We start from the raw sequence: 21,200 nt of genomic DNA, 5'->3' as shown, positions 1-21,200 counted from the left end.
CATGGCGGGCGACGACGCTTTTGACCGCTTTGCCGAGGGGTTTGCGACTGGAACCCCCCAGCTGGTGGCGCGCGAACTCGTTGCCGACACGCAAACACCTGTGTCTGCCTATCTGCGGCTTGCCGCCGGAAGCCGAAACACATTCCTCCTGGAATCGGTTGAGGGTGGCGAGATACGCGGCCGATTCTCGATCATCGGTCTGGCACCCGATCTGATCTGGCGCTGCCGCGGCACCACGGCCGAAATCAATCGCAACCCGCAGGATGGTGACAGCTTCACTGCCGATGACCTCTCGCCCATGCAGTCGCTTCGCGCATTGATGGCGGAATCCGCGATGAGCGATACCGGAACCCTGCCCCCGATGGCGGCTGGATTGTTCGGGTATTTCGGCTATGACATGATCCGGCATATCGAGGCCATCCCGGACACCAATCCGGTGGCGCTCGACACCCCCGATTCGATGCTTGTCAGGCCCTCGCTCATCGCCATTTTCGACCGGCTGCGGGACAGTATTACACTGGTGGTACAGGTGCGGCCGGCGGAATGGAGTGAGCCGGCATCTGCCTGGAATGTCGCCCAGAGCCGCATAGCCAACGCGCTGAAGGCGCTGGACGCCCCGATGCCGGCAACCGTTGCTGGTGGCAGTCAGGCGGTGTTGCCGCACCCGCAGTCAAATGTCGAGCAGCAGGATTTCCTGTCAATGGTCGACCGCGCCAAGGATTATATCCGCGCCGGCGATATTTTTCAGGTTGTGCTTTCCCAGCGATTTTCGATTCCGTTTCATCTGCCGGCAATCAATCTCTATCGCAGCCTGCGGCGTCTGAACCCGTCTCCCTTCCTGTTCTTTTTCGACTTTGACGATCTTGCGATTGTCGGATCGAGTCCGGAAATTCTGGTACGGCTTCGCGATGATGTCGTCACCATTCGTCCCATCGCGGGCACCCGCAAACGCGGCGCGACGCCCGAAGAAGATGCGGTCAATGCCAAGGATTTGATGGATGACGTCAAGGAACGGGCCGAACATCTGATGCTTCTCGATCTTGGACGCAATGATGTGGGCCGGGTATCCCGACCCGGCACAGTGCGGGTGAAGTCGAATTATGAAGTCGAATATTACAGCCATGTCATGCACATAGCCTCGCAGGTCGAGGGGGAAATCAGGCCCGATCTCGACGCCGTCGACGCCATGGTGGCCGGATTTCCGGCAGGCACCGTTTCGGGCGCGCCAAAAATCCGCGCCATGCAGATCATCGACGAACTCGAACCCGACCGTCGCGGCGTCTATTCAGGCGCCATTGGCTATATTTCTGCAGCTGGCGACCTCGACACCTGTATCGCCCTGCGCACAGCACTTGTCCGCGATGGCAAACTCCACATCCAGGCTGGCGCGGGCATTGTCTATGACAGTGACCCACAGTCTGAATATGAAGAAACGCAGAACAAGGCGATGGCGCTGATCCGGGCCGCCGGTGACGCATTGCAGTTCTCGCAATAGGTCACCGTCACCAATCATCACAAAATGTGACCGCCTGCCGGGCGGGCGTCGCCCGACAGCTCTGCCCTCTATCAGCATCCGGATCACGCAAAGCCATTGCAGCGACAGTGATTTTCACTAAGCTTTTATGACTTTGATTTTTGATCACAGGGGCAGCGCGCCCAGGAATTGATTCACATGACACAGGAACGCTGGCCGGAAGGCACCCATTATGTCGAAACCGCAATGGCAGCTGGCTTGGCCACAGCTGGCGGTCAGTGGCCGATGATGTCAGGCGGCTTGCCGCGGTACTGGTGAAATGTGGGGTCGAACCTGGCGAACGGGTTCTGGTTTCGGCTGAGAACAGGCCGGAATGGGCGATCGCCGATCTGGCTGTGATGTCCATCGGTGCCATTGTTGTTCCCGCCTACACGACGAATACCGAAGATGATCACCATTACATCATGGATCATTCAGGTGCCTGTGTTGCGATCACATCAGGTGGGATGCTGGCATCGCGGATCGCGCTTGCTGCCAATCGCGTCCCCTCTCTTCACAGCCTGATTGTAATGGATGACACCTTCGTCGCACCCGAGGGTTTGCGACCAGCATTGCAATATTGGGGCGCCGCCCTCGCCGGCGCGACACCGCTGGAGGATATAGACGAACGTATCAGCGCCCATGCGCCAGACGATGTGTGCTGTTTTATCTATACCTCGGGCACTGGCGGCCGCCCCAAAGGGGTCATGCTGACGCACCGATCGATCCAGGCCAATATAACGGCGGCAATAGAGCTTCTTGCCGAAGGCAGGGTCGTCGAAAATCAGCGTTTTCTGTCGCTGCTTCCCCTGTCCCATTCCTATGAGCATACAGCCGGCCTGCATCTGCCCTTCCAGATCAGGGCCGAGGTCTGGTATTGCGAAAGCACCGACCAGATCGCCAACAATCTGGTTGAGGTTTCACCCACATTGATGACGGCGGTGCCACGACTTTATGAAGTTCTTCATGACCGGATCATGCGCGGTGTGCGGGCAAAGGGCGGCCTTTCGGAAAAATTGTTCATGGCGGCAGTGCGACTTGGCACCAAACGTCTTGCCGGGCGGCATCTGCTGCCACACGAATTCATTCTGAACCTTGTTGTCGACAGGCTTGTCCGGACCAAGGTACGCGCGCGTCTCGGCGGCCAGCTGCAATATTTCATTTCAGGCGGGGCGGCGCTCAATCCGGAAATCGGCAGTTTTTTCATGGCGCTTGGAATCAACCTGCTGCAGGGATATGGCCAGACCGAGGCCTCGCCATTGATTTCGGCCAATCGACCGGGACGGATCAAGATTGAAACGGTTGGTCCGGTGGTTGCGGGGGTTGATCTTCGCATCGCCGATGATGGTGAAATTCTGGTCCGCGGCGACCTGTTGATGAAGGGCTACTGGCGCGACGAAGCCGCGACAACAGCAGCCATCCGCGACGGGTGGCTTCATACCGGCGATATCGGCGAGATAGATGCTGATGGATATATTTCCATCACCGGACGCAAGAAGGACATCATCGTGAATTCCGGCGGTGAGAATATTGCTCCCGGCCGCGTCGAGGCACTGCTGACCATCGAACCGGAAATTGAACAGGTGATGGTCGACGGCGACAAACGGCCCTGGCTGTCGGCTGTTATCGTGCCGTCGGACGATCTGCGGAATATCGCGTCCTCGCCAGATGCTCTCCACACAATGATCGGCGAGGCTGTCGATCGCGCCAACAGCCGCCTGTCACAACTTGAACGGGTTCGCAGATATATCATTGCGGACGAGGCCTTCACCACCGAGAACGGCCAGATGACGGCGACGCTCAAGGTCCGGCGCCATATTGTCCGCGAACTGTATGGCGACAGGCTGGACGCGCTCTATCCCCAGAAATGATGTCGTTGGAACAATGATCAGCCACAACACGCGCCGACATGACCCTTGTCTGGTCGCATCAAGGGAGACAGGCAATGGCTGAATCCGATGATCTGACGACAGGGGCGGCCTGGATGGACGGCAAGATCATGCCGGTGTCTGCGGCACGATTGCCGGTCAATGACTGGGGCGTCATCCATAGCGACATTACCTATGATGTGGTTCCGGTCTGGGATGGTGGCTTTTTCAGGCTGGACGACTATCTCGGCAGGTTTTGCCAGTCCATGGCGTCACTGCGGCTGGATGTCGGCATGACAGCTACGGACATTCGCGCGGCGCTGCACGATATGGTCGCAGCCTCTGGGTTGCGAGCCGCCTATGTGGCGATGGTGGCATCGCGCGGCATTCCTCTCATCCCCGGAACACGCGACCCACGCGAATGTGGCAATCATTTCTATGCATGGTGTGTTCCATATATCCACATCATGCGGCCGGACCTGCCGCCGGAAAAACGCACCGCATGGATCGCCAAGAATGTTGTGCGGATTCCCGAGACCAGCATCGATCCACGGGTGAAGAACTATCACTGGGGCGACTTCACCACTGGTCTGTTCGAGGCCAAGGACAACGGATTCGAGACGGTTATCCTGCTTGACGATGCGAGGCACATTACCGAGGGACCGGGGTTCAACGTCTTTGCCGTCAGGAGTGATAGTCTGATCACATCAGATCACGGCATGCTCGAGGGAATCAGCCGCCGTACAGTGCTGGAAATGGCTGCCGAGCGGGGGCTGGGCGTGCAGGTCAGGCCGTTGCCGCTTGCCGAATTCATGGATTGCGACGAAGTTTTCATATCCAGTTCGGGCGGCGGTGTGATCGCGCTGACGCGGGTCGATGACCGCATCTTTGGCAATGGCGCGGCGGGACCGGTTACCACCGAGCTTCATGCCACTTATTGGGACTGGATGCAGCGTCCGCAGATGCGGACCGAAATCAGTTATGGCGGCCAGGCTCAGGCCTGACCGGCCACCATTCTTTCAAGCATCGGAAGATAAGTCGAAAAGGGCGGCACCACCATCCCGACTTCCTTGCCGGCTTCATCATATCGACGCACTGCAATGATGGCGTCAAAATTCGGATGCGCTTCGAAGGCTGCCGCCTCTTCATCATTCATCGGACCACCCTGAAGATTCAGGGAATGTACCGACGCTTCCGACAGCCTGTCGAAATAGCCGGGCTCGCGCGCGCACAGATAGCGCTTGGCGGCAACATGATAGCGACAGCAATCAACGACCAGATCGGGAAAGAACTGCTCCAGCACGGCGGCCCCGGCATTTTCATGCTGACGGTCGGTCTGATCCTCCAGAAACATCGTCCCCGAGGGAAGTGGCATGCCGATGAACTCGCCGGTAAAATGGCCGATGTCGTGTAGCAGAGCCGCCACGATGACCTGTTCTTCATGGCCGTCACGCTGCGCGAAATGAGCCGCCTGCAGCATATGCTCGCCAATGGTCACCGGCTCGCCCAGATATTCGTCAGCGCCGCGGCGCGTGAAAATACCGTCAAGAAACGGAATGATCGTGGATGGTGTGAGTTCGCTCGTCGCGTCAGCCATCAAAATTTCCCCTCAGGTCATCTGGACCAATGTAATCCGGGCCAATGTAATCCGGACCAACAGGGTGGCGCCCACCGTAGCCCGTGGCAGCAGCTTTCGCTGCGTTGCCTCCCCCCACTGAAAATGCCGACAAGGTCGACAGTCTCGATCGAGCATATACGGTGGGCGCCGTCTGTTGGCGGTCAGGATGCGTTTTCCAGCGCTTCCTCACCACTCATTATCTTCTCAAACTTCTCAAAGAACTTCTTCGAGAGTTTTTTTGCCGTACTGGTAATCAGCCTGCCCCCAAGTTGCGCAATCTTGCCGCCAGTCTCGGCCTTGGCAGTATAGCGAAGGATTGTGGTCTCGCCATCCTCTACAAGCTCTACGTCAGCTCCACCCTTGGCAAAACCGGCGACGCCGCCATCCCCCTCTCCCGCCAGGCTGAACGCATCGGGCGCCCGGCTTGGATCAAGGGTCACACGGCCGCTGAATTTTGCCTTCACGGGTCCGACTTTCAGGGTGACCTTTGCCACCAGTTCGGTATCCGATTCCTTTTCAAGCTCTTCACAACCAGGAATGCAGGCTTTCAGGATATCGACATCATTCAGCGCGTCATAAACCTGCGCGCGCGAAGCCGGGATGATGATTTCGTCAGCTAATTCCATTCTTTCGTTCCATTCCATGCACCGCAGACGGTGTATCGGGTCGTTGTGCTTGCCACCCTGCCGAAACATGTTCCGAACATGAAGAACCCACATACACAGAGTTCACCAACCGGCTGGCAGTGGAAAGCTGTAACACACTGCGAGGCTGTGACCAATCATCGCAATGCGGGGCTTTTGGCAGAGTTTCCCAAGATGACGGTATCGTCCGGACAGACATTCGGCGCTACTATGGTGGCAGTATAGACTATATCGTATCCAGATGTGAGCCGGTGGCAGTCCACCCCCGTGCCGGCCCACCATCATGACCGAAAAGCTGGTATGAAGGAGTTCCAACATGAAGCCATCATTTGACCATCTGACAGGACGTGTCCGAGATCTGGTCATGGCCGGAGTTGTTGCCAGCCTGATCAGCACTGCCGCCGGTGCCGAGACAATCAAGTCACACGGCATCTCAACCTTTGGCGAACTCAAATACAGTGCGGATTTCCCCCATCTGGACTATGTGAACCCGGATGCGCCAAAGGGCGGCGAAATCTCGATCTGGGGCTTTGGTTCCTTTGACTCGATGCACCCCTACACCACCAAGGGGCGTGCCGGTCAACTGTCCTCGATCTTCTTTGAAAGTCTGCTTGAAAATACCGCCGACGAGGCCGACGCCGTATATGGCCTGATCGCCGAATCCCTGGAATATCCAGAGGACAGAAGCTACGTCATCTTCAATATGCGGCCAGAAGCGCGCTTTTCCGACGGCTCGCCCCTGACGGCCGAAGATGTCGTTTTTTCCTATGAAACGCTTCGTGACAAGGGACTGCCCTCTTTTCGTGCGGTGATTCAGAAACAGATCGAGAGCGCGGAGATACTGACCCCGCACCGGGTGAAATTCATTTTCAAGGATGGTATCCCAACGCGTGACCTGCCACTGACGGTCGGCGGACTGCCGATCTTTTCAAAGGCGTGGTACGAATCCACCGGCACCGATTTCGAGGACTCCACCCTGACCCCCGGTCTTGGATCCGGCCCCTATGTGCTGGACTCGCTGGATGTTGGTCAGCAGATCATCTACCGGCGCAATCCCGATTACTGGGGACAGGATTTGCCGATCAATCAGGGACGCCATAATTTCGATCGTATCAGGATCGAATATTTTGCCGACTACAACAGCGCCTTCGAAGGTTTCAAGGCGGGCACCTATACTTTCCGCACCGAGGCGTCGTCAAAGATCTGGGCCACAGGCTATGATTTTCCGGCCATCGAAAAGGGATGGGCGGTAAAGGACACCCCAGCTGACGGCACGCTTGCCAGTGGCCAGTCCTTTATCTTCAACCTGCGCCGCGACAAGTTCCAGGACATTCGTGTGCGCGAGGCCATGGCTCTGATGTTCAATTTCGAATGGTCGAACAAGACGCTGTTCTATGGCATCTATGCGCGGATCAATTCCTTTTGGGAAAACAGCAATTTGAAGGCGACCGGCCTGCCTGGCGAGGGGGAATTGGCCCTGCTTCAGCCCCTTGCTGACAAACTTCCGGACGGCGTGCTTGGCAGCGATGCGGTGCTGGCACCAACATCATCCGAGCGTCAGCTCGACCGCCGCAATCTGCGCCGGGCTTCGGCACTGCTGGACGCGGCAGGATGGACAGTTGGTGATGACGGAATCCGCCGCAATGCGAACGGTGAGACGCTGAAGGTTGAAATCCTAAATGATTCCCAGGCCTTTGACAGGGTCATCAACCCCTATGTCGAGAATCTGCGCGCGCTTGGCGTGGACGCTGTACACACCCGCATCGACAACGCACAGATGACCGAACGTGAGCGGAATTTCGATTTCGACATGGTCACCGGCAATTTCCGGACCCAGCTGACCCCCGGATCCGAACTTGAGCAATATTTCGGATCGGAAAGTGCTGCATTTTCGATTTTCAATCTCGCGGGATATGGAAGCGAGGCGGCGGACAGGCTGATCGAAGCTGTAAAGGCAGCAACGACGCGGGCGGAGCTGGATGACGCCGTGCGGGCGCTTGATCGTGTTTTGCGGGCGGAAAAATTCTGGGTTCCGCAGTGGTTCCGGAACATTCATACCGTCGCCTATTATGACATGTATCGCTATCCTGACACCCTGCCGGCCTATGCCCTTGGAACGCTTGATTTCTGGTGGTTCGACACGCAGGCTCACGACAGGCTGAAGGCCGCGGGCGCCTTCTGACAATCGTCAAGGAAGCATTGCCATCATGGTTGCCTATATCCTGCGCCGACTGGCTCTCATCCTGCCAACATTGTTCGGCATCATGCTGATCAATTTCGTTCTGGTGCAGTTTGTGCCGGGCGGCCCGGTGGAACAGATCCTCTCGCAGCTGGAACAGGATACCGACGTATTTGCCGGAATCGCCGGTGGAGGCGGTGAAATCAGACAGGCCAGCGACCGCGGTGACTACCTTGGCGCACAGGGGCTGCCAGAGGATTTCGTGGCCGACCTCGAGCGGCAGTTCGGCTTCGACAAACCACCTCTTGAACGGTTCCTGTCGATGCTGTGGGACTATATGCGGTTTGATTTCGGCGAGAGCTATTTTCGATCCATCAGCGTTACCGACCTGATTGTCGAAAAGATGCCGGTGTCGATTTCGCTTGGCCTGTGGACAACACTTCTTGCCTATCTGATCTCGATCCCGCTTGGCATCCGCAAGGCCGTTCGGGACGGCAGCGGGTTCGACAGCTGGACATCCAGTCTGATCATCGTCGGCTATGCCATCCCGGGGTTTCTGTTTGCCATTCTGCTGCTGGTGCTGTTCGCAGGTGGATCATATGTAAAGATTTTCCCCCTTCGTGGCCTTGTCTCGCCCGATTTCGCGGACATGTCGGCCTGGCGGCAGGTGCTGGACTATTTCTGGCATATTGCGCTGCCGGTCATCGCTTCGACCATCTCCGCCTTTGCCACGCTGACATTGTTGACGAAGAACTCCTTCCTCGATGAAATCCGCAAGCAATATGTGCTGACGGCACGCGCCAAGGGACTGACCGAGCGTCGTGTCCTGTATGGTCATGTGTTCCGAAACGCGATGCTGATCGTCATTGCCGGATTTCCGGCGGTGTTTGTGTCGGTGTTCTTTGGCAGTTCACTGATCATCGAAACAATCTTCTCTCTTGATGGGCTTGGCAGGATGGGATTCGAGGCAGCGGTCGCGCGGGATTATCCCGTTGTTTTCGGAACGCTGTTCATCTTCAGCCTGATCGGCCTCGTCATCGGACTGATATCGGATCTGATGTATGTATGGATCGATCCCCGGATCGATTTTGAATCGAGGCTGTCATGAGCCAGATCAGCCTGACCCATCGCCGCTGGCAGAATTTCAAACGCAACCGCCGCGCCTTTGTCTCGTTGATTGTCTTCGGCGTGCTGTTCGTTGTGTCGTTGTTCGCTGAATTGATCGCCAATGACCGGCCTATCCTGGTGAAATACCGGGACGGCTACTACATGCCCATCTTCCAGTTCTATTCCGAACGCAGCTTTGGCGGTGATCTTCGAACCGAGGCCATATATGGTGACGTCGAGGTCCAGTGCCTGATCGTTACCGGTGGCATGGATGCGTGCTGGGACACCCCGGAAATGCTGATTGAAGACGCCGCCGATGGACGTATCAGCGGTCAAGAAATCGAGCGTGGGTGGATTGTCTGGCCGCTGATCCCCCATCACCACTCGACAATTGCGACCCTCGACAGTCCGGCCCCGTCACCGCCGGATGCGAACCACTGGCTTGGCACGGATGATACGGCACGCGATGTACTGGCCAGAATCATCTACGGCTTTCGGCTGTCGGTTATGTTCGCCATCATCGTGTCGGTTCTGGCTTCAGCCATCGGCATTCTTGTCGGGGCCGTACAGGGATATCTAGGCGGACGAACCGATCTGCTGGCGCAGCGGTTGATCGAAATCTGGGGCGCGACACCATCGCTCTACATCATCATCATCGTCTCGGCGATATGGCGCATGGATTTCTGGCTTCTGGTGTTTCTGATGACGCTGTTCAGCTGGACAGCCCTGGTCGGTGTGGTACGGGCCGAATTCCTGCGGGCCCGCAACTTTGAATATGTTCAGGCCGCGAAGGCGCTCGGGGTGCGACCAATGGCAATCATGTTCAGACATGTACTGCCAAACGCCATGGTGGCAACCTTGACGATGCTGCCTTTCATCGTTACCGGCGCCATCGGCTCGCTCGCCGCGCTGGATTTTCTGGGCTTCGGCCTCCCCTCCTCGGCGCCGTCGCTTGGCGAGTTGACGCTACAGGCAAAACAGAACCTTCAGGCGCCCTGGCTCGGCCTGACGGCATTCCTTGTCTTTGCCCTGCTGCTGGCGCTGCTTGTGTTCATCTTTGAAGGGGTACGCGACGCCTTTGACCCAAGAAAGACATTTTCATGACCGCGCCGCTCCTGTCTCTTCGCAACCTCCAGATCGGCTTCCGGCGTGACGGTGTTGTGACACCGGCGGTCAGATCGCTGTCGCTGGACATCATGCCGGGCGAGACAGTGGCGCTGGTTGGTGAAAGCGGGTCCGGAAAATCGGTATCGGCCCTCGCAAGTCTGGGCCTGCTTGCCGACAATGCCATGCAGAGCGGGGACATCTGCTGGAAAGGCGCGCCGATCAATCCGCATGACGAAACTTTCATGCAGGGCATTCGTGGCAACCAGATCGGGATGGTCTTTCAGGAACCGATGACGTCCCTGAACCCACTTCACACCATCGAGCGGCAGATTGGAGAGAGCCTGCGGCTTCATCAACGGCTTTTACCGGCCATGCTGCGGGATCGTACAATCGAATTGCTGCATCGTGTCGGCATCCCCGAACCACAGGACCGCCTGTCATCCTACCCGCATGAACTGTCAGGTGGTCAGCGCCAGCGTGTGATGATCGCCATGGCGCTGGCGAATGGGCCCGATCTGTTGATCGCGGATGAACCGACAACGGCGCTTGACGTGACCATTGAGGCACAAATCCTTGACCTGCTTGCCGACCTGAAGCGCGATACCGGGCTTTCAATGCTGTTCATCACACATGATCTCGGTGTGGTCAGGCAGATTGCGGACCGTGTCCTGGTCATGCGCAAGGGCGAGATCGTCGAACATGGCAAGATGGCGGATATCTTTGGTGCGCCGCGCGAGAGCTATACAAAGGACCTGATTGCCGCCCAGCCACAGGGTCTGCGCAACGCGCGCAGCACCGGCTCCGACAATCTGTTGACGGCTCGGGATATCAAGGTGCATTTCCCTGTTCGCGGCGGATTGCTTCGCCGCACAAGACGCTGGATCAAGGCTGTGGATGGCGTTGATCTTGACGTGAAGACAGGCCATACGGTCGGCATTGTTGGTGAAAGCGGGTCAGGCAAATCAACCCTTGCCAGAGCGGTGACCCAACTTGTGGGCTGTGAGGGCCAGATCACCTTCGACAACGCGCCTGTCAGACAGGGTGACACGCGCGGGCTGAAGGCGTTTCGCCGACAGGTACAAATTGTCTTTCAGGATCCTTTTGGATCGCTGTCACCGCGGATGTCGGTTGGTGACATTATCGCCGAGGGGTTGGTGGCACATGATATCGGCAGCGTTGCCGAACGCCGCCTGGCGGTGGCCGAGGTGCTGGAAGAGGTCGGGCTGGATCCCGCTGTGGCCGGCAATTACCCACATGAATTTTCCGGTGGGCAGCGCCAGAGGATTGCCATTGCCAGAGCGCTGATCCTGAAGCCGCGGATCATTCTGTTTGATGAACCGACATCGGCACTGGACATGACTGTCCAGAAGTCACTGATCGCGCTTCTTGACCGGCTGCAGAGCCGGTTTGACCTCGGCTATCTTTTCATCAGTCACGATATCGCGCTGATCGGATCAATCAGTGACGACATGATCGTGATGAAAGACGGGGTGGTCGTTGAACGCGGCGCAACATCCGCCATCATGCAGGCGCCGCAGCATCCCTATACAATCGACCTGATCGCGGCGGCCAGGCGCAAAAGCGCCTGAGCGAAATGACTGCCCCTGTTCTGGAAAACCGGTGAGATGCCAAAGACAGATGACACGCTTCCAACCCTGCGGATTACCGATGCGGTTGCCAACATGTTCATCGAACGCGGTGACGCCTGTCTGCGGGAATTCACTTTGCGGACGGGGCGGCGCGTTGACATCATCGCAATCGGCAATGGCGGCGAGATCACGATTGTCGAAGTGAAATCCTCGCGCCAGGACTTCCTCAGCGACCGGAAATGGCATGAATATCCAGAATGGGCCGACCGATTCTATTTTGCCGTCGCGGATACGTTTCCGCGCGAGATCCTGCCGGATTCCGACATGTGCGGCGTCATCATCACCGACGGGTTTGACTGTCTCGAGATACAGCCGGCACCGGAATCACGGCTGGCGGCCCAGCGGCGAAACCATCTTGTAAAGCGGATCGCCCATATCGCGATGCGGCGTCTTGAATTCACAGGAACAGGCGCGACATTGGCACCTGACGAAGACACGGATATCGAACGTTAACACCGGATCACAGTCGACAGCAGACGACATCACCACCCCGCCGGTCAGGGAAGCGTGCCTTCCAGAACATAGCGAAGGATATCAACAATCTGCGCCGGCGTTTCCACAACCGCAAGCGCCGCTGCATCGACTTCCTTCAGCGCGTGCTGGTGATCCGCCCCATGCATGATGATGAGCGACTTGCCAAGTGCCGCCGCATAGCCCGCATCGAAGGCCGCGTTCCATTGCCTATATTTCTCGCCAAACCGCACCACAACGATATCTGCCGCGGCAATACCATTGCGCGTTCGGATGGCGTTGATATTGGCGCCCTTGTTATCGTGCCAGAACTTGTCGGGTTCGGCGCCAAGGATCCGCACGCCGCAATCATCGCTGGCTTCATGATCGGTGACAGGGCTTGAAAAGCTGACATCGAGGCCAGCTGCGCCGGCAATGATCTGGTCGCGCCAGTCAGTGTGAATTTCACCTGAAAGATAGACATTGAGGCTCATGAACCATCCCTTTCCCTAAATCATCGGCGGCGTCTGCAACGACACCAAACCGGCTGGCGTTCACGGTGTTGTGTTTGTATCAGGCCTTTCAGGGGCCCGCCACCGGGTAAACATATTTTGAGGCATTCAGAAGTGCAGGATTTGGACAGACATTGTCACTGCGCGGAATTTCGAGCCATGACGCATTATGGCAGGTCATTGGCTTGTGAAGGAAAATGGTCGGAGCGGCGGGATTCGAACCCACGACCCCTTCACCCCCAGTAAAGTGCGCTACCAGGCTGCGCTACGCTCCGACGCGAAAGGTTATACGCTGTCATCCATGTCGGTGCAAACACCTTTCTGTGGCAACCCTGAGCAGCACCCTTGACTGGCAACCTTTTGTGGCAGCCGGGAATGGGCGGAGTGACGATGTGACATGGGCGATCTGGCTGATGACAGCAGACAAGATCATGTTAATGACCTATTGTGACGCACTTATTTGATGATGGATGCAGGCAATCGTGCTCGAACGCGACAAATTTATCCTCTGGGATTCCAATGAAGTGATCTATCGCGCCGGCGACCCGTCCCGCGACGCCTTTCTGATCATGGAAGGTTCGGTTGAGCTTTTCACGGCAGAAGGTCTGCGGCTGAACAGGATTGGTGCCAACGAGATCCTTGGCGAGACATCATTGTTGCTCGACACCGAACGAACGGTAACCGCCATTGCTTCGCCAGTGGGGGCCAAGGCAACCCGCATTCCCCGCCAGTATTTCATCGATATCGCAAAACGCGACAAGGTGACTGCCGCGCTGATCCGTAAGATCCAGTTCCGGCTGATCGACAGCAACAAGCAGAGCAACATGCTTGGGCTCGAAATCGAGCGTATCGCCGACCTTGTCGAAGAACTCATCCAGCAGGAAAAGCCCGATGCCGGCATGATTGCCAAATTGCGAAACAAGCTTGAATCAGTGCGCCAGCAGGTTGTGATTGACCGGCACCTCGCCGCCTATCCAAGCGTCGAGAAAAAGGCGGCGGCAAATCAGGACAATGCCGAACATTTCGGCTGAAACCGCAACCGGCCACGATCGGACCCGACATCGACAACATCTCCACCCGGTGAAGACGCTGATGATTGCAGATGACGGTCGATGACTGGAAACTGGTCGGAGCGAGAGGATTCGAACCTCCGACCCCCTGCTCCCGAAGCAGGTGCGCTACCAGGCTGCGCTACGCTCCGACACGATAAGCGTTATAGACGAGCAATCACGCCTTCGCAAACGGATTCATCCTTGTTGATCGACCGATGATGGCGGATGGATATCTGCGCGGGCCACGCCGGTTTTGGCGTCGGCTTATGACATCAGCTTTCGATGGTCTTGCGAAGATGCGCCAGCGAATCACGCGCCGACTCCAATGAGGCAAGCGCCTCTGAAAGCCCATCCGTGGCTACCGTCGCCGCGACCATGGAAGCGCTGCCTGGCTGGCGGTTGTCCAGATGTTTCTGCGCACCTTTGATCGTGAAACCATCCTTGTAGAGAAGGTCTCGGATGCGCTCGAGAAGCGCCACATCGTCTGGCCGGTAATATCGCCGACCGCCGCTGCGCTTCAAGGGACGTAACATGGTGAATTTGGTTTCCCAGAACCGCAACACATGCGGCGGGATATCAAGATGGTCCGCAACCTCGGAAATCGTCCGGAAGGCATCGGAAGCTTTCTGACTCATGATTCGGCGTCAACCCGGTCTTTCAGGATATGCGACGGACGAAATGACAGGACACGGCGTGGAGTAATGGTTGCTTCCACACCCGTTTTCGGGTTGCGGCCTACACGTTCCCGCTTTGACTGCACCGAAAACGTACCGAAGGACGAAAGCTTAACTTCTTCGCCTTTTTCGAGACATAGGCACATTTCTTCAAGAAATGTTTCAACAAGTTCAGCTGACTCATTGCGAGACAAACCGATATTTCGATACACCGCCTCGGCGAGGTCGGCACGTGTCAATGTCTTGCTCATGATGTCACGCTAATGTCGTTTCCAGGTTGAGTCAATCAACTGCACATAAAATTGATGCGATTGCGACTGTGTTACAGATGTTTATCTCAAAAAGCTAATGTATGCATTAATCACCTGGCCGGCCATAGCGAACAAGCGCGGCACCCCAGACGAGCCCACCACCAATCGCCTCGAAGGCCAGAACCTGTCCGTTGCGGACCCTGCCATCGTCAACCGCAGCCGCCAGCGCCAACGGGATCGAGGCCGCCGACGTATTGGCATGCTGATGCACCGTCTTCACCACACGATCATCCGACAGTCCCATTTTCTTCTGCATGCCTTCGATGATCCGGATATTGGCCTGATGCGGCACCAGCCAGTCCACCTGATCAACGCTCATATCGGCAGCTTCCAGAACCTCGTCCATGACGGTCGAAAGCTTTTCAACCGCGTGACGAAAGACCTTGTTGCCTTCCATCCTGACATGCCCGACAGTGCCCGAACTTGACGGCCCACCATCGACATACAGGATATCACGGTGCGCCCCGTCTGCGTGAAGGCGGCTGGCCAGAACACCATACCCACCTGTTGCATCGCCGCGTTCCAGCAACACCGCGCCAGCGCCATCGCCGAACAGCACACAGGTCGTGCGATCTTTCCAGTTCAGGATTTTCGAGAAGCTTTCCGCGCCAATGACAAGGGCCCGCCGCCCCCGACCGCTGGACAGCATCGCATCGGCAACATCCAGAGCATAGACAAACCCCGCACAGACGGCCTGAATATCAAAGGCAATGGCCGTTGTCGCGCCAATCTGGTGCTGAACCCTGGTCGCTGTCGAAGGAAAGGTATCATCGGGGGTGCTTGTGGCAACGATGATCAGGTCGATATCGGCACCTGTCAGACCGCACTGTTGAAGCGCCCGCTCAGCAGCATTGCGCGCCAAATCCGAGGTTTTCTCGTCATCAGCAACGATGTGCCTCTGTGCAATACCGGTGCGCTGCTTGATCCAGTCATCGCTTGTTTCGACCATCTTGGCCAGATCATGGTTGGTCATGACCCGTTCCGGCAGATAGCTGCCAACAGAAACCATCAATGTCGCATGATCAGCCATTGTCTTTTTTCTGCTCCAGAATGGTGTTGGCCCGCGCAATGGCCTCACTCACATCGGGAAGAAATCCATGATCAACAAGCTCGGCGGCAACATTGATAGCATTGGCAAAGCCAATCTTGTCGGTGCCACCGTGCGATTTCACGGCGATGCCATTCAACCCCAGGAATACCGCTCCATTATAGCTTCTGGGGTCGATATGGCGACGCATATCCGAAAGCGCCCTTCGGGCCAGAAAATACCCAAGACGCGACAGCATCGTGCTGGCAAAGCTTCGTCGCAGAAGCTTGGTGAACATTGACGAGATCCCCTCGGCCGTCTTCAGCGCGACATTGCCTGAGAATCCATCGGTCACAACAACGTCAAGCTTGCCATTGGTCAGGTCTGATCCCTCGACAAACCCCTGATAGTTGATGCCGAGTGCAGGATCCGCCAGCTGGCGCGAGGCAACACGAAGATATTCATGTCCCTTCTGCTGTTCCTCGCCAACATTGAGCAGACCAAGACGCGGTTCCTCTTTACCGGTCAGACTGCGATGAAAAGCCTGACCAAGGATCGCAAACTGGACGAGGTTTTCCGCGTCACATTCGATATTCGCACCAAGGTCGAGCATGCACATCAGTTCGCCAACAGTCGGGAAAAATGCCGCAATCGCCGGTCGTGTGACACCGGTCATCGTTCTGAGCTGAAGCTTTGCCATAGCCATCAGGGCACCGGTATTGCCAGCCGACACAACCGCGTCGGCCTCGCCATCGGCAACGCTGGCAATGGCCATCCACATAGAGGTTGTCTTGCCGCGCCGAACCGCCTGTGACGCCGTGTCGTCAGGTGACACCTCCTCGTTGGTATGCACGACGCGCACATCCGACAGGTAACGCGCCTTGGCAAGCAAGGGCCTGATCTGCGCCTCATCCCCATAAAATGTGATGGCGAGATGCGGATGCTGGCCACAGGCAACATCCGCTCCCCTGACAACGCATTCTGGCGCGTTGTCTCCCCCCATGGCGTCAAGCGCCAGTCTTACGATTTCGGTGTCGGCACTCACAAACGCAAACCTTCCAATCCTGACCAACGGCCCAAGAGCATCATTCCCCGGATATTTTCAGACTGCCCAGGCTGGCAAAGGGATGAGTGTTCTCAACATCGCCAGCCTTGAACTCGTCCGGGGCATCAACGGTACGCGGCCACGCATCGACCGACAGCGCAAGGGTCTGCGCAACCATTTCGCCTAGTTCTATACACCCATCGACCAGTGGTTCGGAGTCCTCAAGCCCGACAACGATCTCGTCATCTTCCTGAGATGCCCGAACATACCGTTCTTCAATGTCGAAATCCACAGTTTCTGGAACCGGATCACCGGTAACAATGCAGGGCTGAACAAGCTCCGCCGTGGCGCTGCCTGTAACGTCCCAGGCATCCGGTCCCACCCTGGCGATTTCCACCGACACGTCCAGCCGGGTGAATTCGAGAAACCCGAAGCGCTCGGCAAGTTCGGCCAGCTGCGCCTCTGTCACGACCAGCGAGCCGCGAAACGGCCCCTTGACCGGCAGGGTTTCAACATCCAACGAGGTTTCAAGAGAAAATGTCTTCATCGGCCATAACCGGATGTCCGATTGGGCAATCGCCACATCCGTCCTTCATTCGCGATGCACTATAACGGTGTCTGTGACAAAAGCCACGCCAATCAGGGTGTCAGGTTCATCATCAGGCTGACCACTGGGAACCTAGCCCAGATTGCCCGCCAGCAGAACATCGTCTTTCAGCGCCGACAATCTGGCATCAAGCGCCAGAACATGATCGACAAGCGGGTCGCTGGCAGATCCAGAATCCCGAAGCAGGTTCCTGCCGATGGCCGCGGCAAGCGCCTCGCGATCATTGTTATCAAGCGCCGTTGCATAGGCATCGAGCCGTCCCATGAAGGCCTCTGCCATAACCCTTACACGCTTGCTGACACCAATATCACCGGCACCCATCTCGCGAAGCGACAGATCCATGTCGGAAAACATCGAGTCGAACAGCTGCTGGCTGAGTTCAGCCCCAGCGTCGCCGCACCCCTTCAGCCGGCGCATGACAAGCGCCACCACCAGCGCCAGCGCGTCAAACCGGCCATCAACCGTGTCGGCCACACCATGATCTCGAAAAAATGCCGGGTCTCTGGCAAGCTCCACAGCGTTGCCATAGAGAATTTCAGGCGTGCCAAGCTGACGTTGGCGCCCCCAGTCGAGCATATTTCCAAGCCATCCTTTTTCTTGGCTTTCCATCGCCGAACCATCCTATTAAGGTAACGCTGCGACGCCAGACGGGCGCTGACGGCGCTAAGGATAAATATAGCAGGACCATCAGCATGACCAGAGGCTTGTTTGACGCATTTCCGGGCGCAAAGCAGCTGCGCGGGATGTTTGTCATCCTTCTTGCAGGCGCAATGATCGCCGGATGCGAAGCCCGTATCGCGCCGCATGGCCACAGCGTTGACAGCACCGAACTCGACCAGATCATTCCCGGCACAACAACCTATGCCGACCTGCGCGGCATTCTCGGTAGGCCAAGTTTCGAAGGCGCGTTTGATTCGGGTAAAATCTATTATCTGAGCGAGGTCATGATTGAACCGCCAGGTGGTCGCAAACGCATCGCAACACGAACATTGATTGTCATCACACTGGATGAGTCGGATTTCGTCAGTGAAATCGAACTTCGCGATGAACGCAGTGGCAATACCATCGCCTATCTTGACGAAAAGTCGCCAACACCAGGGGATAATTTCGGTGTCACGGAACAGATTTTCTCGACATTGCGTAAGAAGCCACGCTGACCCTGTCTGCCGCTAGGCGTCGCCCTGCCCGCCCATCTCGACCACGCGCGCCTTGTGAGCAACCCTGTCCAGCACAGCATTGATGAAACCGACATCGCAGCCGCATACATCGGCAATAGCGGCATATTCGCTGACCACCGCCCGGGCCGGCAGATGCGGCATTGTCATCAATTCGCATGCCCCTGCCCACAGAACAGCCCGGTCAAGGACCGTCAGACGTTCCATCACCCACCCGTCGGCAAGACAATCGCCAAGGGCGCTGTCAAGCTCCTCGCGTCGCGACTCGATTGAGGTCGCAAGCGCGTTCAGATGCGCATTGTCGATATCCTTGACCCGGAATGACTTGCGGATGTCTTCGCTGTAATGCGTCAGAAAGGCTGGCAGAAATTCTGCAACAGACTGGCCCGACATCTGCCCCTGATAGGACAGCTGGACAGCCGCAAGACGTGCCGCAGACCGGCGGCGGACCGGAACCGGCTTCAACTCCTTGCCAGCCTCAGCCATTGGCGCCAAGCTCAGCTCTGAGACGCACCATGGCAAGCGCCGCCTCGGCAGCACCCCCACCCTTGTCTTTGCGGCGATGATCTGCACGATCCCATGCCTGATCTTCATTCTCAACGGTCAGAATACCATTGCCAATGGCCAGATTGTCGGCAATCGACAGATCCATCAGCGCGCGCGCTGACTCCGCGCAGACAGTGTCGTAATGTGTGGTTTCGCCGCGTATCACACAACCAAGGGCGATATAGCCGTCAAAATGCCTTGATCCCGCATGGGCAAAGGCAATCGCCGCCGGAATTTCCAGCGCACCGGGAACACCGACGCGTTCATATGTGGCACCGGCGGCATCAAGCGCACGTGTGGCCCCTTCCACCTGGGCATCGGCAAGCGCTTCATAGAAGCGCGCCTCGACAATCAGAAAATGTCCGCTCATTTTATTCCTCGTCAGGCCTTGCCGCCATTAAGCCGGCGCCAGTCAACAATCTCAAGATCATAACCATCCAGGCTGATCACATTGGCCGGTCGGTTTGACAGCAGGATCATCTGCCGAACGCCAAGCTCATGCAGGATCTGCGCCCCAACACCATATTCGCGAAGCCCTTGCGCCGGATCATGTGCCGGGGTGCCACTCATCTTGGCACCGATCGTCTCCGACAGACTTGTCTTGGACGATTCCCGCAACAAAACGACAATTCCCCGTCCCTCGTCCGCGACAGCCTGCATCGCGCTTTCAAGCTCATTACCGCTACGCCGGTCGGAAATCTCGCCAAGCACATCCGCCATCAATTCCAGACGGTGCATCCTGACCAGCACCGGATCACGGGTGGAAATGTCCCCCTTGATCATGGCAACATGTTCGACACCGGAAACGGTATTCTCAAACACCATCAGCCGCCACTCGCCGCCGATACGGCCATTCATTACCGTTTCCACGGTTCTCTGGACCAGTGTTTCACTGGCACGGCGATAGGCGATCAGGTCGGCTATCGAGCCGATTTTCAACTCATGTTCCCGCGCAAAATCCACAAGGTCGGGAAGACGCGCCATCTCGCCGTCATCCTTCATGATTTCGCAGATCACCCCGGAAGGGTCGGCATGGCCGGCCGCGCGGGCTATGTCGATCACCGCCTCTGTATGGCCGGCACGAACCAGCGTTCCGCCGTCCCGTGCCACCAGCGGGAAAATATGGCCCGGTGTGGTGATGTCCTCGCCGGTACATTGCGGGTTGATTGCGGTGCGGATGGTGTGGGCCCGGTCCCCGGCGGAAATGCCTGTAGTGACACCTTCACGGGCCTCGATGGACACGGTAAAGGCTGTCTGGTGACGGCTTTCATTCCGGCGTTCCATCAATGACAGGCCAAGTGATTCCGTGCGCGCCCTGGTCAGAGCAAGACAGATCAGGCCGCGCCCATGCTTGGCCATGAAATTGATGGCGGCAGCGTCGGCCCATTCACCAACCACGCACAGATCGCCCTCATTTTCCCGATCCTCATCATCAACAAGGATGAACAGTTTGCCAGCGCGGGCATCGGCGATAACATCTTCGATCGGAGACAGGGCAGCCGCGCCATCGCGGTTGTTATTTTTCATTGGTTTCACTTTCGGCAAGCCTGGCCACATAACGCGCCAGCATATCGATTTCCATATTGAGTGACTGGCCTTTCTGAAGCGCGCCAAGTGTTGTCACAGCCCAGGTGTGGTCAATCACATTGATGCTGAAATCACACCCCCTGACCTCATTCACCGTCAGCGACACGCCGTCAAGCGCCACCGACCCCTTTGCCGCAACAAACCGGGCCAGATGGTCAGGCGCGCGAAGCCACACGCAGTGGCTGTCGCCAACAGGTTCGATCGACAGGACCGTGGCCAGACCGTCAACATGTCCTGACACGATATGGCCGCCGAGTTCATCACCAACCCGCAGCGCCCGCTCAAGGTTGACCTGCTGTCCCTGCTGCCAGTCACCCAGGGTTGTGACCCGCATGGTTTCGGCCGAGGCCGCGACCTCATATTCATGGTCTGTTGTCGAAAGCACGGTCAGGCAGATACCGGAATGCGCTACCGACGCGCCGATTGCCAGGGCAGAACAATCCCAGTCGACGCCAACGCGCAAAATTCTGTCTCCCTTGTCGGCAATGGACACAATGGTCCCCATCGCCGTGACGATACCTGTAAACAT

At 57.3% G+C, this 21,200-nt stretch carries 22 protein-coding genes, 2 tRNA genes and 1 pseudogene; 10 read left to right on the top strand and 15 right to left on the bottom strand.

Annotated elements, in window-relative coordinates; all coding sequences use genetic code 11:
- Position 1 precedes the first annotated feature (1 nt).
- The 3 genes from trpE (at position 2) to AB3X55_02130 (ending at position 4,385) form a co-directional block, all read left to right on the top strand.
- A complete protein-coding gene (trpE, locus tag AB3X55_02140) occupies positions 2 to 1,495 on the top strand; it encodes an anthranilate synthase component I (protein ID MEX0502378.1) in 1,494 nt (497 codons plus the stop codon).
- A gap of 140 nt (positions 1,496 to 1,635) precedes the next feature.
- The gene (locus AB3X55_02135) at positions 1,636 to 3,384 is read left to right on the top strand and encodes a long-chain fatty acid--CoA ligase (GenBank protein ID MEX0502377.1); all 1,749 of its coding nucleotides are present in this window, start codon (positions 1,636 to 1,638) and stop codon (positions 3,382 to 3,384) included.
- Between the two features lie 74 nt (positions 3,385 to 3,458).
- Complete coding sequence (locus tag AB3X55_02130; GenBank protein MEX0502376.1) at positions 3,459 to 4,385, top strand: aminotransferase class IV; 927 nt, start codon at positions 3,459 to 3,461, stop codon at positions 4,383 to 4,385.
- On the opposite strand, the gene AB3X55_02125 is transcribed toward AB3X55_02130, so the two are convergent.
- Positions 4,376 to 4,978 carry an HD domain-containing protein gene (locus AB3X55_02125; protein ID MEX0502375.1) on the bottom strand — a complete coding sequence of 201 codons (603 nt, stop codon included), beginning with the start codon at positions 4,976 to 4,978 and terminating at the stop codon, positions 4,376 to 4,378. The two genes, AB3X55_02130 and AB3X55_02125, sit on opposite strands and share 10 nt — an antisense overlap.
- Positions 4,979 to 5,160: 182 nt before the next feature.
- Positions 5,161 to 5,625, bottom strand: coding sequence for a CoxG family protein (locus AB3X55_02120; GenBank protein MEX0502374.1), 465 nt, complete (start codon positions 5,623 to 5,625; stop codon positions 5,161 to 5,163).
- A gap of 334 nt (positions 5,626 to 5,959) precedes the next feature.
- On the opposite strand from AB3X55_02120, the gene AB3X55_02115 reads away from it, so the two are divergent.
- From AB3X55_02115 to AB3X55_02095, 5 genes are read left to right on the top strand one after another with little or no spacing between them, the layout of a single operon-like run.
- Positions 5,960 to 7,825, top strand: a complete 1,866-nt coding sequence (locus tag AB3X55_02115) for an extracellular solute-binding protein (GenBank protein MEX0502373.1) — start codon at positions 5,960 to 5,962, stop codon at positions 7,823 to 7,825.
- A gap of 25 nt (positions 7,826 to 7,850) precedes the next feature.
- Positions 7,851 to 8,930 carry a microcin C ABC transporter permease YejB gene (locus AB3X55_02110; protein MEX0502372.1) on the top strand — a complete coding sequence of 360 codons (1,080 nt, stop codon included), beginning with the start codon at positions 7,851 to 7,853 and terminating at the stop codon, positions 8,928 to 8,930.
- Positions 8,927 to 10,033 (top strand): ABC transporter permease, encoded by a 1,107-nt coding sequence (locus AB3X55_02105; protein ID MEX0502371.1) that lies wholly within the window; start codon positions 8,927 to 8,929, stop codon positions 10,031 to 10,033. The genes AB3X55_02110 and AB3X55_02105 overlap by 4 nt, the downstream gene beginning before the upstream one ends.
- Positions 10,030 to 11,625 (top strand): ABC transporter ATP-binding protein, encoded by a 1,596-nt coding sequence (locus tag AB3X55_02100; GenBank protein MEX0502370.1) that lies wholly within the window; start codon positions 10,030 to 10,032, stop codon positions 11,623 to 11,625. Before AB3X55_02105 ends, AB3X55_02100 begins: the two co-directional genes overlap by 4 nt.
- A 36-nt stretch (positions 11,626 to 11,661) precedes the next feature.
- The gene (locus AB3X55_02095) at positions 11,662 to 12,138 is read left to right on the top strand and encodes an MmcB family DNA repair protein (protein MEX0502369.1); all 477 of its coding nucleotides are present in this window, start codon (positions 11,662 to 11,664) and stop codon (positions 12,136 to 12,138) included.
- Between the two features lie 44 nt (positions 12,139 to 12,182).
- Here the strand turns inward: AB3X55_02095 and AB3X55_02090 are convergent, their stop codons facing one another.
- Together AB3X55_02090 and AB3X55_02085 are read right to left on the bottom strand one after the other, a co-directional pair.
- Positions 12,183 to 12,629: a YtoQ family protein gene (locus AB3X55_02090; protein ID MEX0502368.1), complete on the bottom strand. Its 447-nt coding sequence runs from the start codon at positions 12,627 to 12,629 to the stop codon at positions 12,183 to 12,185.
- A gap of 216 nt (positions 12,630 to 12,845) precedes the next feature.
- Positions 12,846 to 12,922, bottom strand: a tRNA-Pro gene (locus AB3X55_02085).
- A gap of 195 nt (positions 12,923 to 13,117) precedes the next feature.
- Here AB3X55_02085 and AB3X55_02080 point away from each other — a divergent pair.
- Positions 13,118 to 13,678 (top strand): Crp/Fnr family transcriptional regulator, encoded by a 561-nt coding sequence (locus tag AB3X55_02080; GenBank protein MEX0502367.1) that lies wholly within the window; start codon positions 13,118 to 13,120, stop codon positions 13,676 to 13,678.
- Between the two features lie 93 nt (positions 13,679 to 13,771).
- Here AB3X55_02080 and AB3X55_02075 read toward each other — a convergent pair.
- From AB3X55_02075 to AB3X55_02045, 7 genes and pseudogenes are all read right to left on the bottom strand, one after another.
- Positions 13,772 to 13,848: transfer RNA gene (locus AB3X55_02075), tRNA-Pro, on the bottom strand.
- A gap of 255 nt (positions 13,849 to 14,103) precedes the next feature.
- Positions 14,104 to 14,334: pseudogene (locus tag AB3X55_02070) on the bottom strand (MerR family transcriptional regulator).
- Complete coding sequence (gene ihfA / locus AB3X55_02065) at positions 14,331 to 14,627, bottom strand: integration host factor subunit alpha (protein MEX0502366.1); 297 nt, start codon at positions 14,625 to 14,627, stop codon at positions 14,331 to 14,333. Before ihfA ends, AB3X55_02070 begins: the two are co-directional and overlap by 4 nt.
- A gap of 103 nt (positions 14,628 to 14,730) precedes the next feature.
- Complete coding sequence (locus AB3X55_02060; GenBank protein ID MEX0502365.1) at positions 14,731 to 15,714, bottom strand: beta-ketoacyl-ACP synthase III; 984 nt, start codon at positions 15,712 to 15,714, stop codon at positions 14,731 to 14,733.
- Entirely contained in the window at positions 15,707 to 16,756 is a 1,050-nt protein-coding gene (gene plsX, locus AB3X55_02055; GenBank protein ID MEX0502364.1) for a phosphate acyltransferase PlsX, read from the bottom strand. The genes AB3X55_02060 and plsX overlap by 8 nt, the downstream gene beginning before the upstream one ends.
- 40 nt (positions 16,757 to 16,796) lie before the next feature.
- Positions 16,797 to 17,303, bottom strand: coding sequence for a DUF177 domain-containing protein (locus AB3X55_02050; protein ID MEX0502363.1), 507 nt, complete (start codon positions 17,301 to 17,303; stop codon positions 16,797 to 16,799).
- Positions 17,304 to 17,435: 132 nt separating this feature from the next.
- Complete coding sequence (locus AB3X55_02045; protein MEX0502362.1) at positions 17,436 to 17,972, bottom strand: ubiquinol-cytochrome C chaperone family protein; 537 nt, start codon at positions 17,970 to 17,972, stop codon at positions 17,436 to 17,438.
- 83 nt (positions 17,973 to 18,055) lie between these two features.
- On the opposite strand from AB3X55_02045, the gene AB3X55_02040 reads away from it, so the two are divergent.
- Positions 18,056 to 18,520, top strand: a complete 465-nt coding sequence (locus AB3X55_02040) for an outer membrane protein assembly factor BamE (GenBank protein MEX0502361.1) — start codon at positions 18,056 to 18,058, stop codon at positions 18,518 to 18,520.
- A 12-nt stretch (positions 18,521 to 18,532) separates the two neighbouring features.
- On the opposite strand, the gene AB3X55_02035 is transcribed toward AB3X55_02040, so the two are convergent.
- The 4 genes from AB3X55_02035 to AB3X55_02020 are packed head-to-tail and all read right to left on the bottom strand — an operon-like array spanning position 18,533 to position 21,200.
- Positions 18,533 to 19,024, bottom strand: coding sequence for a transcription antitermination protein NusB (locus AB3X55_02035; GenBank protein ID MEX0502360.1), 492 nt, complete (start codon positions 19,022 to 19,024; stop codon positions 18,533 to 18,535).
- Entirely contained in the window at positions 19,017 to 19,454 is a 438-nt protein-coding gene (locus AB3X55_02030) for a 6,7-dimethyl-8-ribityllumazine synthase (GenBank protein MEX0502359.1), read from the bottom strand. The genes AB3X55_02035 and AB3X55_02030 overlap by 8 nt, the downstream gene beginning before the upstream one ends.
- An 11-nt stretch (positions 19,455 to 19,465) precedes the next feature.
- The gene (ribB, locus tag AB3X55_02025; GenBank protein MEX0502358.1) at positions 19,466 to 20,611 is read right to left on the bottom strand and encodes a 3,4-dihydroxy-2-butanone-4-phosphate synthase; all 1,146 of its coding nucleotides are present in this window, start codon (positions 20,609 to 20,611) and stop codon (positions 19,466 to 19,468) included.
- On the bottom strand, positions 20,601 to 21,200 hold the full coding sequence (locus tag AB3X55_02020; protein MEX0502357.1) for a riboflavin synthase: 600 nt from the start codon (positions 21,198 to 21,200) through the stop codon (positions 20,601 to 20,603). Before AB3X55_02020 ends, ribB begins: the two co-directional genes overlap by 11 nt.

The organism is Alphaproteobacteria bacterium LSUCC0719, from assembly GCA_040839025.1.
Classification (GTDB): Bacteria; Pseudomonadota; Alphaproteobacteria; order Puniceispirillales; family Puniceispirillaceae; genus UBA8309.
This window is presented reverse-complemented; position numbering and strand designations above follow the sequence as displayed.